The sequence below is a fragment of the Streptomyces sp. MMBL 11-1 genome, from assembly GCF_028622875.1.
Lineage (GTDB): Bacteria > Actinomycetota > Actinomycetes > Streptomycetales > Streptomycetaceae > Streptomyces.
Map to the genome: position 1 here is coordinate 1 of NZ_CP117710.1, position 15,832 is coordinate 15,832.

The window sequence follows — 15,832 nt, forward strand, 5'->3', positions numbered from 1 at the left end:
AAAGGGGCCTCCTGCCGTGATCCTTCCGGCCACAGCTGCCGCTCCACCCACACCGGCGGGACCTCGTGCCCGGCAGTGCCGCTCCCACACCGCGCCCGCGTACCGCTCGACTCCGTTCATCAGCCCCATCCCCTCCTCGCCGGCGATCTGGGTCGCCACCGCGACCGGGCGTACCCCGGGCGCGGTGAACAACTGCAGCCGGAACGTCCCGGCAGCCCCTCGGCGGTGAACACGGGCTCGTCCACGAAGAGCCGCCGCGGCGCCGCCAGGCGCGCAGCTCGTCCCGGCCATCGGAACGGGCATCGGGGCGCGGCGCCGGGGCGGGAGCCGGCTCGGCAGAGAGGTGGTCATCGCTCATCCCCCGATCATTCCCGACCCGGCCGGCCCGGGGCCCGGACCAGTCAGCCGGTCGAGCGCCCCCGGGCGGTCCCCTCGACCAGCGCCGGGCGCAGCTGCTTCGTACCGCGACCGGGCGCCGGGGACCGTCGCGGTACGGCCGAGGTTCGGCGACAGCGCGGGAGCGGGCGGGCACACGGGCTCGTCGGTCATTCCCGGCCTGGCTGCCCGGGCCCGCCCGGCCCTGCTGGCCGCCGCCGGGCGGGCCGCTGCGGTCCAGGCCGGTGCGCCGGCTGCCGTAGTGGTGCTGGGGCTGCTGCCGGTGAAGGACTTGACCAGACCGCGGGGAGAAGGGCTGTTCACGCCGTCGTCCGGCTCGAACGCGGTGACGACAACGGCGACTCCGCAAGCGCTTCGCAGACGGCGATGGTGCCGCTCGGCCTCCTCGGCGTCCGCCAGGGGCCCGGTCTTCGTCCACCCGGTCTCACGGGCAGGCCCTGCGGCCTGGTCGTCCAGTACACACACGGCACCGCCAGCAGCCGGCGCACCGCGAGCAGTCCGCCGGCGAACTCCTTGACGGTCAGCCCCAGATACGACAACTCGCCCGCGTAGTGGGCCAGCGCGTCCGTGCCGTCGGCCTCGAACCTCCAGTGCAGGAGGCCGCCTGCTGCTGCATGGCGCGCGCGGGGACGCGCAGCGCCGCCTCCATCGACCCCAGCCAGCTGTTGCAGCTGCGGCACACCGCGCCGCGCACGTGCCCCGTGACCGCGTCGTGGTCGACGGCGGCCGTCGGGCGGCACCGGCACAGCCGGCACTGCGGGTGACGGTCGCGGTAGGCGGCCCGCTGGCTATGGGACATCCGCGCGTACAGGAGCGGCGGAGTACGGCGGGCCTCCCACCGGGCGCGCGGCACCACCGGCACCGGCACGATCCGGGCGCCGCGCGATACCGGTGCCGGCGGCGCTCCCGGGCTCCCGGTACCACGCCGCCCACCAGGTCCGTCACCGGCAGGGGACGCAGCAGCGGAAGGCGCCGGACCGGGCGCGGAGGCGGGCGTCGTCTCCTGCTCCGGCACGGCTGCCGGGGCACCACGGGCCGGTCTCACCCCTCGCGCCCACCCCCGCAGCACGGCCAGGCGCTCCCGGAGCCCGTCCGCCGGCCACGTCGAACCGTTCACCGGCTCAGTCGTCGCAGCACATCGGGCAGAGCGTCAGCACACACGTCCACGGGATGCTTGCCGCACCCGACGCACAGCCACTCCCGGCAGTTGCGGCAGGCGTCGCTGTCCTCGTGTACCAACGCGCAGCGGCCCACGCACGAGTCCTTGGGCACACGGTCGGCAGGCACGTTGGAGTAGCAGCCGGGGCAGAGCCAAGCGGCACGGTGCGCCACCGGGCCGCTCTCCGGCGCGGTGACAACGGAAGCATTCGAAGAGATCGTCATGCGGTGCAGCCTCTGGCCAGCGGCCTGTGGACACGGGCCGACGGGCGGGCGGCGGGCGGTTGAGGGCGAGCAGGACCCGGTGGCCGGCAGGTCCTCGGCGAGACCGGCGCGGCACCCCCGGGCCGGATCGTCACGGACGTACGGAACAGCGGGCGGACAACACCGGCGGGGCAGGGCGCCGGCCAGCGCCAGGCGCAGCGTGTCCAGACCCCCGGCGACTGCTTGTCCGGGCGCGGGCGGCCGGCCCGGGCGGGCGGTGTCCGGGGCGGCGGCCAGGTGCTCGAGGGCACGGGGCGGTCGACCACATGCCGGTCACCTCGTCGGCGAGCAGCAGGTGCTCGGTGTGCTCGCTCAGCGCCTTCACCCAGCCGGCCAGTTGCAGGACGCGTGCGGCGCGGACGGGCAGCGACACCGGCAACTCCAACACGTGGTCCTTCGGCACCGGCCAGGCACACCGTGGCCGGGCGAGCGGAGACCGGAGGACGGCCGGCGGGCGGGCCCGGCCGGTCAGTTCGTCGTTGCCGGAGCGTGAGCGAGGTCCACCTCGCCGGCTTCGACCAGGGCACGGCGCAGCTGCGCGGCCTCGGCCGGGCGGTCGGGCGCCGGCAATGCCTCGGCGGCCTGCAGCAGGGCGCGGGCGTGATGGCGGACGTCGCTGTCCTGCGCGCCATCCGGGGCGGGGCGGGTGAGCAGGTGCACGGCCAGGAGGAGGGCGTCGGGCTCACGGGGGTGCGCGGCGGCGCGTTCGGCGATTCGGCCGGCGTCCGTCTGGGCCGGGGTGTGGGCGGCGCTGCGCCGGGCCAGGGGCAGCCAGACCTCGTCCGGCAGCGACGCGGCGAAGTCGCCGGCGCCCGCGAGCGCCCCGGGCGGCAGGCCGGCCTCCAGAGCGGCGGTCCACCAGATCTGCTCGGTGTCCACCGAGGTCCGGTCGAGCGGGCGCAGGGAGGTGAACAGGGCGAGGTACCCGAGGAAGCCGGAGGCGGCCTCGGCGCCGTCCGGACCGGTGGCCAACTCCCGCCAGGCGGCCGTGGGGTCGCCGAGCAGGCTGTCATGGCCGGTCAGGAGCGCGTGCACCACGCGGAAGGCGAGCGTCCCGGCGGGTTCTCCGCGCAGGGCGGCCAGGAGCTGGCGGCGGCCCAGGGCAGCGAGCAGCAGCGGATCGAGGCCGGGGCCGCGGCGGGCGTGCAGCCACGCGGCGGCCGGGGAGGGCCGGCCGGGGACGAGCGCATACAGGTCGGGGTGGGCGGCGGTGAAGGCGGTGGCGCGGCGGTGGAGGAGAGGCAGGTGCTTGCCGAGCACGCCGGCGACCGGCTCGTCGCCGCCGCGGGCCTGAAGGACGGCGGCGACCAGGTCCAGGACGTCGCCGGGCATCTGGCCGTCCCGGGGTGCCTGGGCGGCGGCGTAGTCCAGGAGGCAGTCCAGCGCACGCACCGCCGGGTGGGACTCCGGCAGGCCTGCGGGCAGTTGCTGTTCCTCTCCGGCCGTGCGGCCGGCGGCGGGCGTTGCCGGGCCGCCGGCAGACACCGACGGGGCCGGGGGCGGGGCGGCGGGCCGGGTGAGCGGCTCGACGAGGGCATGCAGCCGGTCCAGGGCGGCCGGGAGGTGACCGCCGAGGCCGTCCCCGGTGCGCCACACGAAGGCCAGCAGGCCGGACCACGCCCGGCCGGCGTGCTCGCCCGCGTCGGGGATGTGCGGGTCGGCGGGGGCGGGCAGGGTTCGGCTGAGCGTGAGAGCGGCGAGCACGGCTTCGGCCGGGCCGGCGGGGAAGGCCCCGGGACGGCGGACGGCGGTCGCGGCGGCGGCGAGGTAGAACGCGCCGAGCTCCGGCAGGACGAGGGCGGTGAGCAGGGCGGGGACGTCGGCGGTCCAGGCGGCCGGATCGGCGGCCACCAGGCGCTGCAGCACGATCGCGTAGCCGGCGGCGCCCGCGTCCGGGGCGCCGGCCAGGGCGGCCGCGGCCGCGAGCGTGCCGCCCGCGGCGGCCAGTTCCCGCAGGTCCTCCAGTTCGAGGGCGGTGCGATGACGCGAGAGGGGGCGGGCGGCACTGCGCGGGTCGGGCGGCCCGTCCGGCCGGGCCCGGTGCGACGGGTCGAGGCCGGCCAGCAGGGGCGCGGGCAGGACCGGTGACCAGGCCCCGGCCCGCTCGGCGCCGGCGGGCCGTACGCGCTCCACCTCGGCGGCCGCGGGCGCGCAGAGCGCCTGACGGGCCCGCCGGTGAAGGTCGGCGGTGCGCTCGGGCGGGCAGGTGGTGAGCACGAGGTCGACCAGGCGGGCGCCTTCCGGCGTCGGGTGGCCGGCCAGCAGCCGGACCGTGGCCTCGACCGCCAGGTCCCACCACTGCCCCGCCTCTTCGTCCCCGGCGCCGGGGTGCGGCGGGTGGGCGGCCAGGTGGGCGGCGAGCACCCGGTCGTGCACTCCTGTGTCCGCAGCCGCGATCCTCGGCCACGCCCGCAGACGGTCGGCCAGCGGCAGGCCGGCCGCGGCGTCCGCCGCGGCGAGGTCGAGAACCGCGCGGGCCAGCAGCGGGCCCATGTCCAGGACCGGGCCCAAAAAGAGCGTGGCGTCCAGGACGCGGACCTCGTCCAGGTCGACGAACTCCGACCAGGGCCGCCGGCCGGACGCTTCGATGTCGCGGCACAGCAGGCCCGCCAGCGCGCCGCGGACCGCCCGGGCCCACCGGAACGAGCCGCCACCGTCGCCGGCGTCCGGGGTGACGCTCACCACCAGCTCCCGCAGCAGGCCCGTGATGTCGTGCTCGGGCAGGCGGGCCGCCCACTGGCGCTCCAGGACGTCGGTCAGCTCGGGCAGCGGACGGCGCTCGGCGTGCGCGCGCCAGCGCTCGTCCCGCCAGGCCCGCCCAGCCGGCGGTGCCCGAGGTCGACGGCGTCCTTCAGCAGAGCTCCTCGGCGACCAGGACCCAGTCCCCGTCCGTGCGGGCACCGGGAGGTGCCCGCCCAGCCGGCCACGAGCCGGCGCGGCACGTCCGCGTGCTTCGGCCGGCCCCTCCGCCCGGCCCGAAGACAGCACGTGCGGGAGCAGCCCGCGCACCCCGGCCGGGCGGAGGCGCCGGCGTCGGCCAGGCGCAGCAGCGCGCCGAGAACGCGGGGCCGGCCGGGGCGAGCCTCGGCGGCGTGGTCGGCCAGCCACAGCCCGGCGGCCTTGGGGGCGGTGGCGGCCAGGTGCTCCAGGAACGGGGCCGCCGGCCAGGTACCGGCCCTCTCGTCGGTGAGCAGCAGGTTGCGGCGCGTGCTCCTCAAGGGCCCCCAGCCAGCCGCGGCCGGGCGGAGCCGAAGAAGAACCGCGGTGGCGCGCGGGTCCGCCCAGCCGGCCAGCTCTCGCGCCTCCGCCCCGCCCGGCTCCCTCAGGGCGGCCAACTCCAGGACGCGGGCGGCGCGGCCGTGCAGCGGCACAGCAACTCCCGCGCCAGCAGCAGCACCTCCGGTAGACAGAAGCCGCGCCGGCCCGATCGGCCTCGCCGCCGTGCAGCGTGCCGACGTCCTCCCGTACACCTCGCCCCACCGACAAGAGCCTGCCTCTGTGGTAGGCGCCGAGCGCCACGCCCATCAGCCGCTCGGCGATCCCGCCGCCCTCGCCCGGTGGAAGCCCCCCGGGCGCGTCAGCTGCCCGCGCAGCACCCCGCCGCCCGGCGTACCCGGCCGAGCGGCGGCCTGCGGCGGCGCGCGGCGGACGGGCCGGGAAGAGTGTCCCACGCGGCGAGCAGGTCCTTCGCCGCGGACTTCAGGCCACCGCGTCCGGGGCGCCCGGCAGGCTCAGCAGGGCGTCCGCCGCACCGCGCAGGCACGACTCCGCGACCTCCGCCGGCCGCTCAGCCCGGTACCGGCCAGGACCCGGCGGGCGTCCCGCAGCAGACACCAGCGCCCGCACGCCGGCAGCGCCCTGCGCCATCAGGGCGGCGGCCAGGACCTCGTCGACCACCGGCAGCTGTATGTCGGGCAGTTCGCCGCCGGCGGCGGCATCATGGTGCTCACCGGTGCACCGTAGAGGCCACCGGGCGCAGCGGTGGGCGAGAACCGGCCGGTCGCGGCCGTCCTTGCCGTCCTGCCGTCTTGTCCGTCCTGCCGTCAGCGTGCGGCGTGGCGGCGGGTGTCCCCCGCCGCGGGTGCGCAGGGTGGTGCCGGCCTCGGTGAGCAGGCGGTGGACGAATCCTAACTGCGCCCCGCAACTGTGCGCGAGGGTACGGACCGAGGCCCCCGCGGTGTACGCCTTCTTCAGCTCGGCCCCGAGCTTGAGCCGTGGCCGGCCCGGTGACGTGGACGCGGCGCCCAGCATGCCGGCTCCCTTCTCTCCCTCTCCTCGGTGTCCGGGCGGGACGGCTACTGATGGCGGGCGGCGGCGACGTCGCCGGCGTTGACCAGCGCCCTCCTCAACCCCTGCCACGCCGGGGGGCGTTCGGGAGCGGGCAGAGCGGTCGTCGCGTCCAGCAGGGGTACGGGCGTGCCCGCGTACGGCGGTGTCGGTCCACGTCCCGGGTGCGTCGGGTGACCAAGCAGTTCGGCGAGCAGCAGGGCGTCCTGGCTGCCGGGGTGGGCGGCGGCGCGTTCGGCGCCGAGGTCGGCGTGGCTCAGGGCCGGGGAGTGCTCGGCGCTGGTACGCGGCAGCTCCAGCCACACCGGCTCGTCGACGGCCGTTCGGCGAACGCGCCCGTCCCGCCAGCGCCGCCGGCGGCAGGCCGGCGGCCAGCGCGGCACGCCACAGTCCACAGCAGCCCGCGTCCGCGCCTGCTCGGCCGGCGGGAGCGGGCGCGCGGCGCCGGTCCGCGGCACACGGAGGGCGATCGCCTCCAGCAGGACTGAGACCGCGGCCGCCGATTCTCGTCACCGTCGGCGTCGCCCAACTGCGTCCACCAGGCGCGGGTTCGCCCAGGAGGGATGGATCGGTCAGCCAGCGCGGCCGCGGTGTGGCCCGCGGCGTCGCGCGCCAGTCCGCCGGCGCCGCGCAGCGCGCCGATCAGGTCGGCGCGGTCCAGGGCCGCGAGCAGCGGCGGGCTGGGCGGTCCCCAGCGCAGCCACGACCCGGCCGGCGAGGGCCCCTGCGCGGGGATCCGGTACAGGGCGGTGCGGTGGACGGCGGTGAAGTCCGGGGCGTAGTCGTGCAGGGCGGGCAGCCGTACGCCGATCGCGTCGGCCACCGCGTCCTGGGCGGCGGCCGCGGGGATCGCCCGGCCACCGCCTGGAGCACCTCGGCCGGCATCTGTTCACGGGCGCGCGCCTGGTGGAAGGGCGTACTCGAGCAGGCACCCCAGCGCCCGGACCCGCGGGTCCGACCCCAGCAGTACCGGACCCCCGGGCCTCCGGCCGCGGGGGAGCGGTCCGCGGGAAGCCCCCGGGCCGGACCGACGGCGCGGCGGAGCCGCCGGCGGGAACGGGACCTGTCTCCGGCCTCCTCTGCGTCGGCGGCGGGATCGGTGAGCTCGGCGGTCAGGGCGTGCAGGTGGGCCAGGACGTCCTTCTCCTGGCCGGGTCCAGGACGGCGTCGGTGCGCCACATGGCGGTCAGCAGGTCGGCCAGGCCTGGTCGGCGAATGTCCAGCCCGGTGCCCCGGTCCGCGGCCGTCTTCTGGGCGGCTGTGGCAGCCGGGGCGTCGAGGGCGCGGCGCAGGTCGAGCGCGCGGTGACGGCGCCGGTGAGCGTCTTGCCGGGGAAGGCGCCGGGGGCGGTCGGCGTGGCCGGCGGCCGCGGCGAGGTAGAACGCGCCGAGCTCCGGTGTCTTGAGGGCGTTCAGGGATCGCGGGCACGTCGGCCAGTCCAGGCGGCCGGGGCGTCGGCGACGAGGTGGTGCAGGACCATCGCGTAGCCGTCGTCGCCTGCGTCCGGTGCCGCGGCCAGCGCGGCGGGGCGGCCGCCGCCGGCCCGCGGGCTTCGGCCGCCTCGGCCAGATCTTCGGCGGTCAGGGCGGTGGTCGCCGTGACCGGCACCGGCGCGGGGACGGTGCGCGGATCCGCAGGGCCGGCAGGCTTCAACGGGCGCACCCGCTCCAGCACCGGTCCCAAGCCGGCCAGCACACGCGCGGGCAGCAGCGGCGACCAGTCCCACACCCGCAACCACGAGGCGAGCGGCTCCTTGGTGCCGTCCACCTGGCCGGCACCGGCGGGAAGGACCTGCTCCAGCTCGGCGGGCGCAGGAGGGCCAGCCGAGCGCGGTGCGCACCCGCGTCTCCAACTCCCCGGCGCGCTTCGGCGGGCTTGTGCTGAACACGAGGTCGACGAGGCGGGCCGGCTCCGGGGCGGGCCGTGCGGCCACCAGGACGCTCCGTGAGCTCGATGGCCCGCTCCCACCACTCGTTCACCACCTCGGCGGGCACCGGGGTCTGCCCGGCGGGCGCAGGTGCGGGCGGCCGGGCGGCGAGGTGAGCGGCCATCAGGCGGTCCGTGCAGCGGGGCGTCGACGGCGGCCACCCGGCGCAACGCGCGCGTGCGCACCCCCAGGGCGATGCCGGCGTCCGCGTCGGCCTCAGCCAGTGTCCAGGACGGTGCGCGCCAGCCGGGGGCCGCCGTTACGCGGCCGTTGTCGCCCGCGTGCACCCCGTCGAGGTCGCCGCGGAACACCAGCGGCCGGGCGGCGGCGGGCCAGCAGCGCGACGTCGCGGGCGAGCAGGCCGGCCAGCACCGCCCGGATCATCGCGACGTCCCCGTGCGCGGGGCCGCTGGGGCCGGACGGGTAGGCCGTCAGCGCGACCTCGGCGCAGCAGTTCCGCGGCGTCGTGCCGGGCAGCCGTGCAGCCGTCTGCTCGGCGACCCGCTCCCGCATCTCCTCCTCGGCCGCCAGCGCGGCCGCCATCGCCGCTTGGGCGGCGGCCGGATCCCCGGCCGCCGCCAGATCCTCGGCCGCCTCCTCGGCGGCGGCCACCCGCTCGGCGACAGCGTGCAGGCTCAGGTGGCCGGCGTGCTCGTCCTCGACCGCACCGGCCAGCAGCCCCCTCGGCCGCGATGATCCAATCCCGTGTCCGTTCCGCCCGCGGGACCGTACGGGCCCAGCGGGCCGCCAGGCACAGCGTCGCCCCCGCCGCCGGGCCCCCGCCGTCGCGCAACCCCGCGGTGTCGGCCAGGACGGCGCGCACCAGGGCGGCGCCGACGACGTCGCCGTGGCGCAGCGCGAGGCCCAGCAGCGCATCCAGAGCCGGGCGGCCGGCCGCCGCCACCTGCTGCGCCCGGCTGAGCGCCGGGTCCTGGCCGTCCGGTGCCGTCAGCCACGCCCGGACGCCGTCCGGGTCGGTGCCGGCGACGTCGTCGAGGAACGGGGCGGCCGGCCACCGCCCGCCGGCCGACCCGTCCGGCAGCAGCAGGTGCGGGGCGTGCTCGGCCAGGACGCCCCACCACACCGGTGCCGGGCCGGAACGGAAGAAGTACGCCTCGGCGCGCGGGTCCGCCCAGCGGGCGAGCTCGGCAGCCTCAGCCGCGCCCGGGTCCTTCAGCGCGGTGAGCTCAAGGACCCGGGCCGCGCGCTCGGCCAGCGGCACCAGCAGTTCCCGGGCCGCGTGCAGGAGTTCGGTGTACAGGAGGCGGGCATCGTCGGGGCCGGCGCTACGGCCGTGCAGGATGCCCGACGCCAGCCCGTAGACGACTCCCCACACGTCCAGCGCCTGCTCCTGGGCCGCGCCCAGCGTCACGCCCGTCAGCCGCTCGATGACGCCGCGGGCCCGGCCCCGGTGGTAGCCGCCCGGGCGCTCCAGCTCGCGCGCACCACCTCCGCCGCCCACATCACCCGCTCCCACCGCGCCCCCGCCCCGCCCGGCACGCCCAGGGGATCACCGGAGCCGTCACCGGCGGCAACGGCACCGCCGGACGGCGTCTGCTGGACGGCGGCCCCCTCGGCCGTCTCCCCGATCGAGCCGGAACCCGCGGCAGGCGGCGTCCCCGACGGCGTCCAGCGCCGCCACCAGGTCCTGCGCCGCGGCCTGCAGGCCCACCGACCGCGGGGCCCCGGGCAGACCGAGCAGCGCGTCCGCCGCGGACCCGCACACACGCCGCGGCCACCTCCGCCGGCCGCGCGAACCCCGCCCCCGTCAACGCGCGCCGCGCATCGAGCAGCAGCCCCAACGCCCGCACGCCCGCATCACCCTGCGCCGCCAGCGCACCGGCCAGGACCTCGTCCACCTCCGCCGGCACTACCCCGGACAACTCCGCCCCACGCCCCGCGTCCCCGCCGACCGGCGGCATCTCGATACCCACCGCTGCACCGTAGAACCCCGGCCCCCGCGCCCGGAGCAGAACCCGACAACCCCCGGCACCCCACGGGCCCTCCCGCCCGGTGCCGCGACCGCACCCCCGGCCCTGGTCGGGCCCACGGGGAGCGGCGACGCCCGGCCGGCGTGGCGCCGCTCCCGGGCCCCGGAGACGCCGCTCCGCGCAGCGGTCGGCAGCCCGGCCGGAATAGGTAGGCTGCGAGTCGCCGGTACCCCAGGGCTGCTGCCCAGAGGCACCGCGAGGACGGCCTCACTCCTGGGACAACCCGGACAACTCGTCGCGTAGGTTCTCCAGATACCCCCACAACCCGTGGAGAACAGGGTTCGGCTCGCCTACCTCAGCTCGCCACCTCTCCAGCAGCCGGACTCTGATTTCTGCCAGCTCCTGGTCCGTAGTGCTGGCGGTGACCCCGGCTTCCTCGGCCGTCCAGGTGTCACCCATCTCGTAGACGTCCCAGACCGACAGCAGGTCCTCGGGCCCGAAGCATGACTCGGAGCAGCATGCCCCGAGCTCGGCATCTGCCCGGACGGCATCCTCGGTCGTCAGCTGGCCGACCATGTTGTGGCCGTCCCAGATGATGTCCGCGCCGTCGAGAACACGCTGGGCGAGGGGAGCAACCTCCAGCAGCAGTTCGTTGGCCGCTTGCATACTCAGCAACGGAACCTCCCACGACCGCACGATGCGATGGAAAGCCTTCGCCTCCACGCTCCGGCCATCGGGCGAGTCGTCATGGCACGCTGTGAGGACACCCTCTTCCAGGTTCAGGGTGAGGAACGCAGCTCGCGCTTCGGACTCTTCTTCCACCCCAGCAGTACAGCTCCAATTCGTCGGTGACCGGCTGCACCGTCAACTTCTTCTCGGACATGGAAATCCCCTTACAGCAGGCGTGACAGGTCCTCCGCCCGATACGGAAGCCCGTGCTTGTCACCCCCGCTGACGCGGGCAGAGATCCGCGCTCACCTCCACCACAACCCCGGTGAGCGCCAGGGATCCGTCACTACTATGCCGGACTCGGCCACTCTCCACGGGGCACATGGCTACTCACCCGTGCGGCAGACCGGTATCGGGCCGAAACAGGCTCGAACCCACTTGGTACAAGCAGCAGTTGCGCGTCGAGCCAGCGTGTCCGCGCTGCCGGGGCGAGCGGCGGTACCGTCAGCGCACAGCTGGGCGTCGGCAAAGGCCAGCACCTGATCCTGCCCGGCCGGCGGCAGCGGGACCTCGGTGCGGTCGCACGGCGTGTGCAGGGCGGATCACCTCCAACTGCCGTGGAGGCGCGGCGGGATTGCCGACGGTTCAGGCCGGCACGGCCCACCAGGTAACGGGGCCGCCCATCAGGGCCAAGCCGGTGATCAGCACGGCCCGGTGTGGCCGGCCCCGTCGTACTCCCGGCTGGAAGCCACGACGGGACCGGTGATGCCCGGCTGCCCCGGGAGCCGGTGAAGGGCGGTCGGTGGTCGACGGTGAAGTCCGCGGGCGTAGCGGAGGAGGGCCGGCAGCGGACCATTGAGTCGGGCGTGACCGGCTGAAGACCTGTCCCCGGACCGCCGGGCGGGGACGCAACGGCATCCTCTCGTTTCTCCCCTCTGAACTGGGGTGATGTGGGCGGTCGGGAAGGTACGCCGGTCCGGGCCGGTGTGGTCGGCGGGTCGCGCCGAGGGGCCGTGCGCTGCCACGATCGGCGGGCGCAGCCGGGGACACCGCCCCGGGCTCGCCGGAATGTCCCAACGCCCGTACGGAGGAACCCGCATGCCCGCCGACCCGCCCCTCCCGCTCCCGCCCGCCACCGGACCGGCCGCTCCGACCGCTGTGGCCGTGGGCGCCTCGTCCGGCCGCCTGGGCGCGGCCGAGGCCACCACGGTCATCTCCGCCATCGCCTCGGTGACCGTCCTCGCCGTCCTTCAGCGCCCGGTCCCCGCCGTGCTGGCCGCCCTCGCCGTGGCCGCGGGGCTGCTGCTCCTGCCCGGCTACGCCCTGCGCCTGCTCACCGCGCTCGCCGGCCCCCGCCCGTGACCCGGACCGCGCGCCGGGACGAGCCGGAGCCGGAGCCGGCCGAACTCGCCGTCCTGCGCGGCTGGCTGCGCGGGCGCAAGACCGCCGCCGCCGTGACGGCGGCCGCCGAGGGCCGGCGGGCGACGTATCCGTACCTCGCCGAGCGGGCGAGCGCGGCCGGCACCCGGTACGTGGTGAGCGCCTGCACCCTGCGCCAGGCCCTCGACGGACGCCTGCCCACCCTGCGTACGACGGTGGCCTTCGCGCGCGCCACCGGGGCCGACGAAGCGACCGCCCGCCGGCTCTGGGCGGCGGCGGACCGCGCCGTGAACCCTCCGCGCGCGCGGCCCGCCCCGCACGTCCCGGGGCGCTTCACCACCCGGGCCGGTCTCGCCAACGCCATGAACCGGATCCGCGACACCGCCCCCGACACCACGCTGCGCACCCTGGCCCGCCTCGCCGGGCCCGGGCTCTCCGCCAGCACCCTCTCCCGCCTCCTGGCCGGTAAGCAGTTCCCCACCGCCGTCCAGCTCACCGCGTTCGCCGCCGCCTGCCAGGTCGGCGACGAGGCGACCGCCGCGCTCCTGGCCGGACACCGGCGCGTCCTCAACGGCCCCCCGCCGCCGCCCTTCTACCCGTGTGCCGTCGTCGAGCATGCCGAGGAGCGGCGCCAGCGGGACGAAGCCGCCCGGCCCTGGCTCGCCGAGCCGGAACTCGACTGGTACGAGCAGCAGCGGCGCGACGAGGAGGAAGCCGCCTTCCGGTACTGGGTCACGGACGCCGAGGCCTTGCTCGACGAGCTCGGCGACGACGCCGAGCAGCACACCGGCCCCGGCCCCGCGGCCGCGGGCCCCCACGGCGGGCTGGAAGGGCTGCTCTCCGTCCGGTTCCGGGCGGCACCCGGGCCGTGACCGCCCGGGACCAGGACGGCAACCGGACCGGGCCCCACCGGCGGCCGGGCGAGACCGGCGGCGGCAGCCCGGCCACGGCGGCGGTGCGTGCGCTCCAGCCTCGGCGCCTTCAGGACCTGCCGGGTCCACACCCGCCGCACCTGCACCCGGCGCGGCCGGACAGCAGCCCGGCCCCCGGGGCCCCTCCCCCTGAGGCACCCCGGCGCCCGAAGGTGCGGGCGCCGGGGTGCCTCAGGCGGTGCGGGAGTGGAGCTGGATGACGGTGCGCTGGCCGGTCGCGCGTTCACCGAGGCGGTAGATGGGCGAGTTGGAGAGCTTGTCGACGAACTCCAGCCAGCCCTCCTCGACGAGCTGGCCGCGGACGCGGGAGAACAGGCTCGGTGTCCAGCCCAGCTCGTCCTCCGCCAGCTTGCGAGCCGTCACACGGACCGCGCCGCTCGGCTCCTTCGGCATGAGCGCGTACAGCTGCAGCACGAGGCGCTGGTTCGGGGTCAGGGCTTGCGAGCGGCGCAGGATCTGTCGCGCCAGCGCCTGCGAGTCGTTGGCGGTCATCACGACTGGTTCCCCCTTGCGGGTCCGTGGGCAAGACCTGGAATATCGGGCGGGTTGTAGGCCCGGATGGCTTTCGCGCTGCTCGGCGGAGGTCCCCTGGCTGGCGAGGTAGGGGGTCACCTTGTAGAACTTCTGGCGGCCGAACTCGTCAGCGAAGAACAGCAGCCGGCGTTTGACGAGGGTGCGGATGATCCGGCCCAGGGCGTCGCCCGTCATCCCGTTACGCCGGGCGATGTAGGCGGTGGTCTTCATGACGGGCTGGTCGAATCCGGGAGCCGCGGCTACGAACCACTGCAGGATCCGGAACTCCCGGTCGGTCAGGCCGCCCTGCTTCCTGGGCACGGCGGCGAGGGCTTCGAGGCGGACGTTGTCGATGGTGCTGTAGGGGCCGATGTAGCCGAAACGGGTCTGCGGCTCGCCGCGGCCGTCGTGCCGTTGGTGCGCGGAGCGCGGCATCGGGAGTCTCCGAATCCCTCGACATGTCCTATGAGTACAGGCGTCACGATATCCCGTGCCGGATCCGTGAACTGACTGGACATGTACTTCCAGTACATGCATGCCGTTCCCGCGACCGGGATATCCGGACCGGGGAGTCTGAATGAACCGCTCCGCGAAACGGCATGATGCGGTCCACCGACCGGTACATCCGATCGCCCAACCGGTATCGGAACCTGCGAAACACCAGGTCAGACACAGTTCCGGCGTGGCTCTGTCTGTACGTATCCAGGAGCGCGCGCACCACCGGGTCCTACGTTCACAACATTCCCCGCGGCCATCGGCGCGTCGCCCCGCCCACCCGCACGACCGCCCCCGACGGACCCCTGACGCCGACCCCGGCCACAGCACGTGCAGGACCGCGGCGCCGCGCGTCCGCCCCGACGGGGAGGAGGCATCCCAGCCGTGCGGCCGGCCACGGCCTCACGGCGGCACCCCCCACCGGCACCGGCCACGCTTCCCTGTCGTCCCGTCACCGCCCGCACCACCCGCCCCCGGGACCGCTGCCGCCCCCCACGAGCCGCACCTTCGTACGCCGCCGCACGCGCGAAGCGAGCCCAGCCCCCCCCACCCCGTACCCCCCGGGCTCAACCACCGCCCAGACGCGCGAGGACGGCACGACGGGCTCTCCGCCGCCCGGCCGGCGACCGGGCCGGGAGCGGGAGCGGGAGCGGCGTCAGCGGCGGTGGCCCAGGGAGGGCAGCCCCGCCGAGGCCGTACGCACGCTCCGGCCCCGGCGGGCAGAACGGCGGGTCAGCGGCGGTGGCCCAGGGAGGGCAGCCCCGCCGAGGCCGTACGGACGCTCCGGCCCCGGCGGGCGGAACGGCGGGCCTTCAGGATCTGCCGGGCCCTCCCCGCCACACCTGCGCCTGCCCGGTACGGCCGGCCGCGCGGTGCACCGCGGCGACATGCAGGGCCGCGGCCCGGGCCCGGCCGGCCAGCAGCTCGGCCACCGGGGACAGCGGACCCTCGACCCGCAGAGCACCCGGCGCTCCCCGCAGACACAGCACCAGAAACGAACCGGCGGCGTCGAGTTCACGTACGTACACCCGGGCCCGGGACGCGCCCACAGCGATCCGGGCGATCCCCTCCAGCTCCGGCCACGTACACGGCAGCACGACGTCCTCCAACACCACAAACGGCCCCGGCCGCCACGACGCCGCCCACAGCCCCCGGCCGGCCTCGCGCCCTACCCGCACACCGATCACCGGCCACACCTCACCCGCCAGCGCCGGATGCCCGATCTCCACGCCCACCACTCCCCCCGCCCACCTCGCCACCGACCCGCAGTATCCGCCGCCGGCCACCAACCCACCCCGCGAACGGCCAACACCCCCGGCCCGCGGGCCGTGATGCCGGACCCGCAACACCCCACCGGCACCCGGCCCCACGAAACCGGCCGTCAGACGCCGACGGCGGACGTCGACCGGACACAGCGCGACGGGCGACGCGGGTCACGGCGGCCGGCACCACGCCGAGCCCGGAGCGGACCGGGCGGACCGGGCGGACCGGGGCGGACAACGGCGGACAGCGACGCGGCGGGGTGGACAGCAACTCGGCGGGGGTGTTCAACCGTGTTCGGCGGAGTTCACCGAACACCACCGAACACCCGGGGCTCACGGCTTCCCGCGCAGGTCACACGAGGGACACCACAGTGCGCGCCGTGAGGTGCGGCCAGCACGCGGCCCTCCGGGGCACAGCCCAGCGCGCGGTGCAACCACCGAGCGGACGGAGGGCCGGCGGCCCCCCGCGCGGCGGCGAGCCCGTCCAGGCGCAACCCGGCGAGGGCCCGGCCGCGCCGCCGGCGCCGAGCAGGGAGCGGACGGTGCCGGTGCGGGCGCGGCGCTCGGCGGTGGGCAGCCGGGCGGGCGAGGGCGGTGCCGGAGTCGCCGAGGCGGCGG

General features: G+C 76.7%; 11 protein-coding genes and 2 pseudogenes. 2 read left to right on the forward strand and 11 right to left on the reverse strand.

Annotation, left to right across the window (positions count from 1 at the left end):
• Positions 1–695 precede the first annotated feature (695 nt).
• The 9 genes and pseudogenes from PSQ21_RS35370 to PSQ21_RS35405 all read right to left on the reverse strand — a co-directional run bounded on the left by PSQ21_RS35370 (position 696) and on the right by PSQ21_RS35405 (position 10,638).
• The gene (locus tag PSQ21_RS35370; protein ID WP_274036202.1) at positions 696–1,076 is read right to left on the reverse strand and encodes a hypothetical protein; all 381 of its coding nucleotides are present in this window, start codon (positions 1,074–1,076) and stop codon (positions 696–698) included.
• A gap of 14 nt (positions 1,077–1,090) precedes the next feature.
• A pseudogene (locus PSQ21_RS37925) lies at positions 1,091–1,195 on the reverse strand (hypothetical protein); the annotation flags it as partial.
• A 314-nt stretch (positions 1,196–1,509) separates the two neighbouring features.
• The gene (locus PSQ21_RS35375) at positions 1,510–1,779 is read right to left on the reverse strand and encodes a hypothetical protein (RefSeq protein WP_274036204.1); all 270 of its coding nucleotides are present in this window, start codon (positions 1,777–1,779) and stop codon (positions 1,510–1,512) included.
• Positions 1,780–2,286: 507 nt separating this feature from the next.
• Positions 2,287–4,500, reverse strand: a complete 2,214-nt coding sequence (locus PSQ21_RS35380; RefSeq protein WP_274036208.1) for a hypothetical protein — start codon at positions 4,498–4,500, stop codon at positions 2,287–2,289.
• A gap of 74 nt (positions 4,501–4,574) precedes the next feature.
• Positions 4,575–5,189 (reverse strand): hypothetical protein, encoded by a 615-nt coding sequence (locus PSQ21_RS35385; protein ID WP_274036210.1) that lies wholly within the window; start codon positions 5,187–5,189, stop codon positions 4,575–4,577.
• Between the two features lie 700 nt (positions 5,190–5,889).
• Positions 5,890–6,069, reverse strand: a pseudogene (locus PSQ21_RS35390) (helix-turn-helix domain-containing protein); the annotation flags it as partial.
• Between the two features lie 44 nt (positions 6,070–6,113).
• Positions 6,114–6,488 carry a hypothetical protein gene (locus PSQ21_RS35395; RefSeq protein ID WP_274036212.1) on the reverse strand — a complete coding sequence of 125 codons (375 nt, stop codon included), beginning with the start codon at positions 6,486–6,488 and terminating at the stop codon, positions 6,114–6,116.
• Positions 6,489–8,248: 1,760 nt separating this feature from the next.
• The gene (locus PSQ21_RS35400; RefSeq protein ID WP_274036213.1) at positions 8,249–8,644 is read right to left on the reverse strand and encodes a hypothetical protein; all 396 of its coding nucleotides are present in this window, start codon (positions 8,642–8,644) and stop codon (positions 8,249–8,251) included.
• 1,586 nt (positions 8,645–10,230) lie between these two features.
• Positions 10,231–10,638 (reverse strand): hypothetical protein, encoded by a 408-nt coding sequence (locus tag PSQ21_RS35405; RefSeq protein WP_274036215.1) that lies wholly within the window; start codon positions 10,636–10,638, stop codon positions 10,231–10,233.
• A 1,092-nt stretch (positions 10,639–11,730) separates the two neighbouring features.
• Here PSQ21_RS35405 and PSQ21_RS35410 point away from each other — a divergent pair.
• On the forward strand, positions 11,731–11,994 hold the full coding sequence (locus PSQ21_RS35410; RefSeq protein ID WP_274036217.1) for a hypothetical protein: 264 nt from the start codon (positions 11,731–11,733) through the stop codon (positions 11,992–11,994).
• On the forward strand, positions 11,991–12,884 hold the full coding sequence (locus tag PSQ21_RS35415; RefSeq protein WP_274036219.1) for a helix-turn-helix domain-containing protein: 894 nt from the start codon (positions 11,991–11,993) through the stop codon (positions 12,882–12,884). The genes PSQ21_RS35410 and PSQ21_RS35415 overlap by 4 nt, the downstream gene beginning before the upstream one ends.
• A gap of 231 nt (positions 12,885–13,115) precedes the next feature.
• Here PSQ21_RS35415 and PSQ21_RS35420 read toward each other — a convergent pair whose 3' ends face one another.
• The gene (locus PSQ21_RS35420; protein WP_274036221.1) at positions 13,116–13,892 is read right to left on the reverse strand and encodes a MarR family transcriptional regulator; all 777 of its coding nucleotides are present in this window, start codon (positions 13,890–13,892) and stop codon (positions 13,116–13,118) included.
• An 872-nt stretch (positions 13,893–14,764) separates the two neighbouring features.
• Complete coding sequence (locus tag PSQ21_RS35425) at positions 14,765–15,181, reverse strand: hypothetical protein (RefSeq protein WP_274036223.1); 417 nt, start codon at positions 15,179–15,181, stop codon at positions 14,765–14,767.
• Positions 15,182–15,832: the final 651 nt, after the last annotated feature.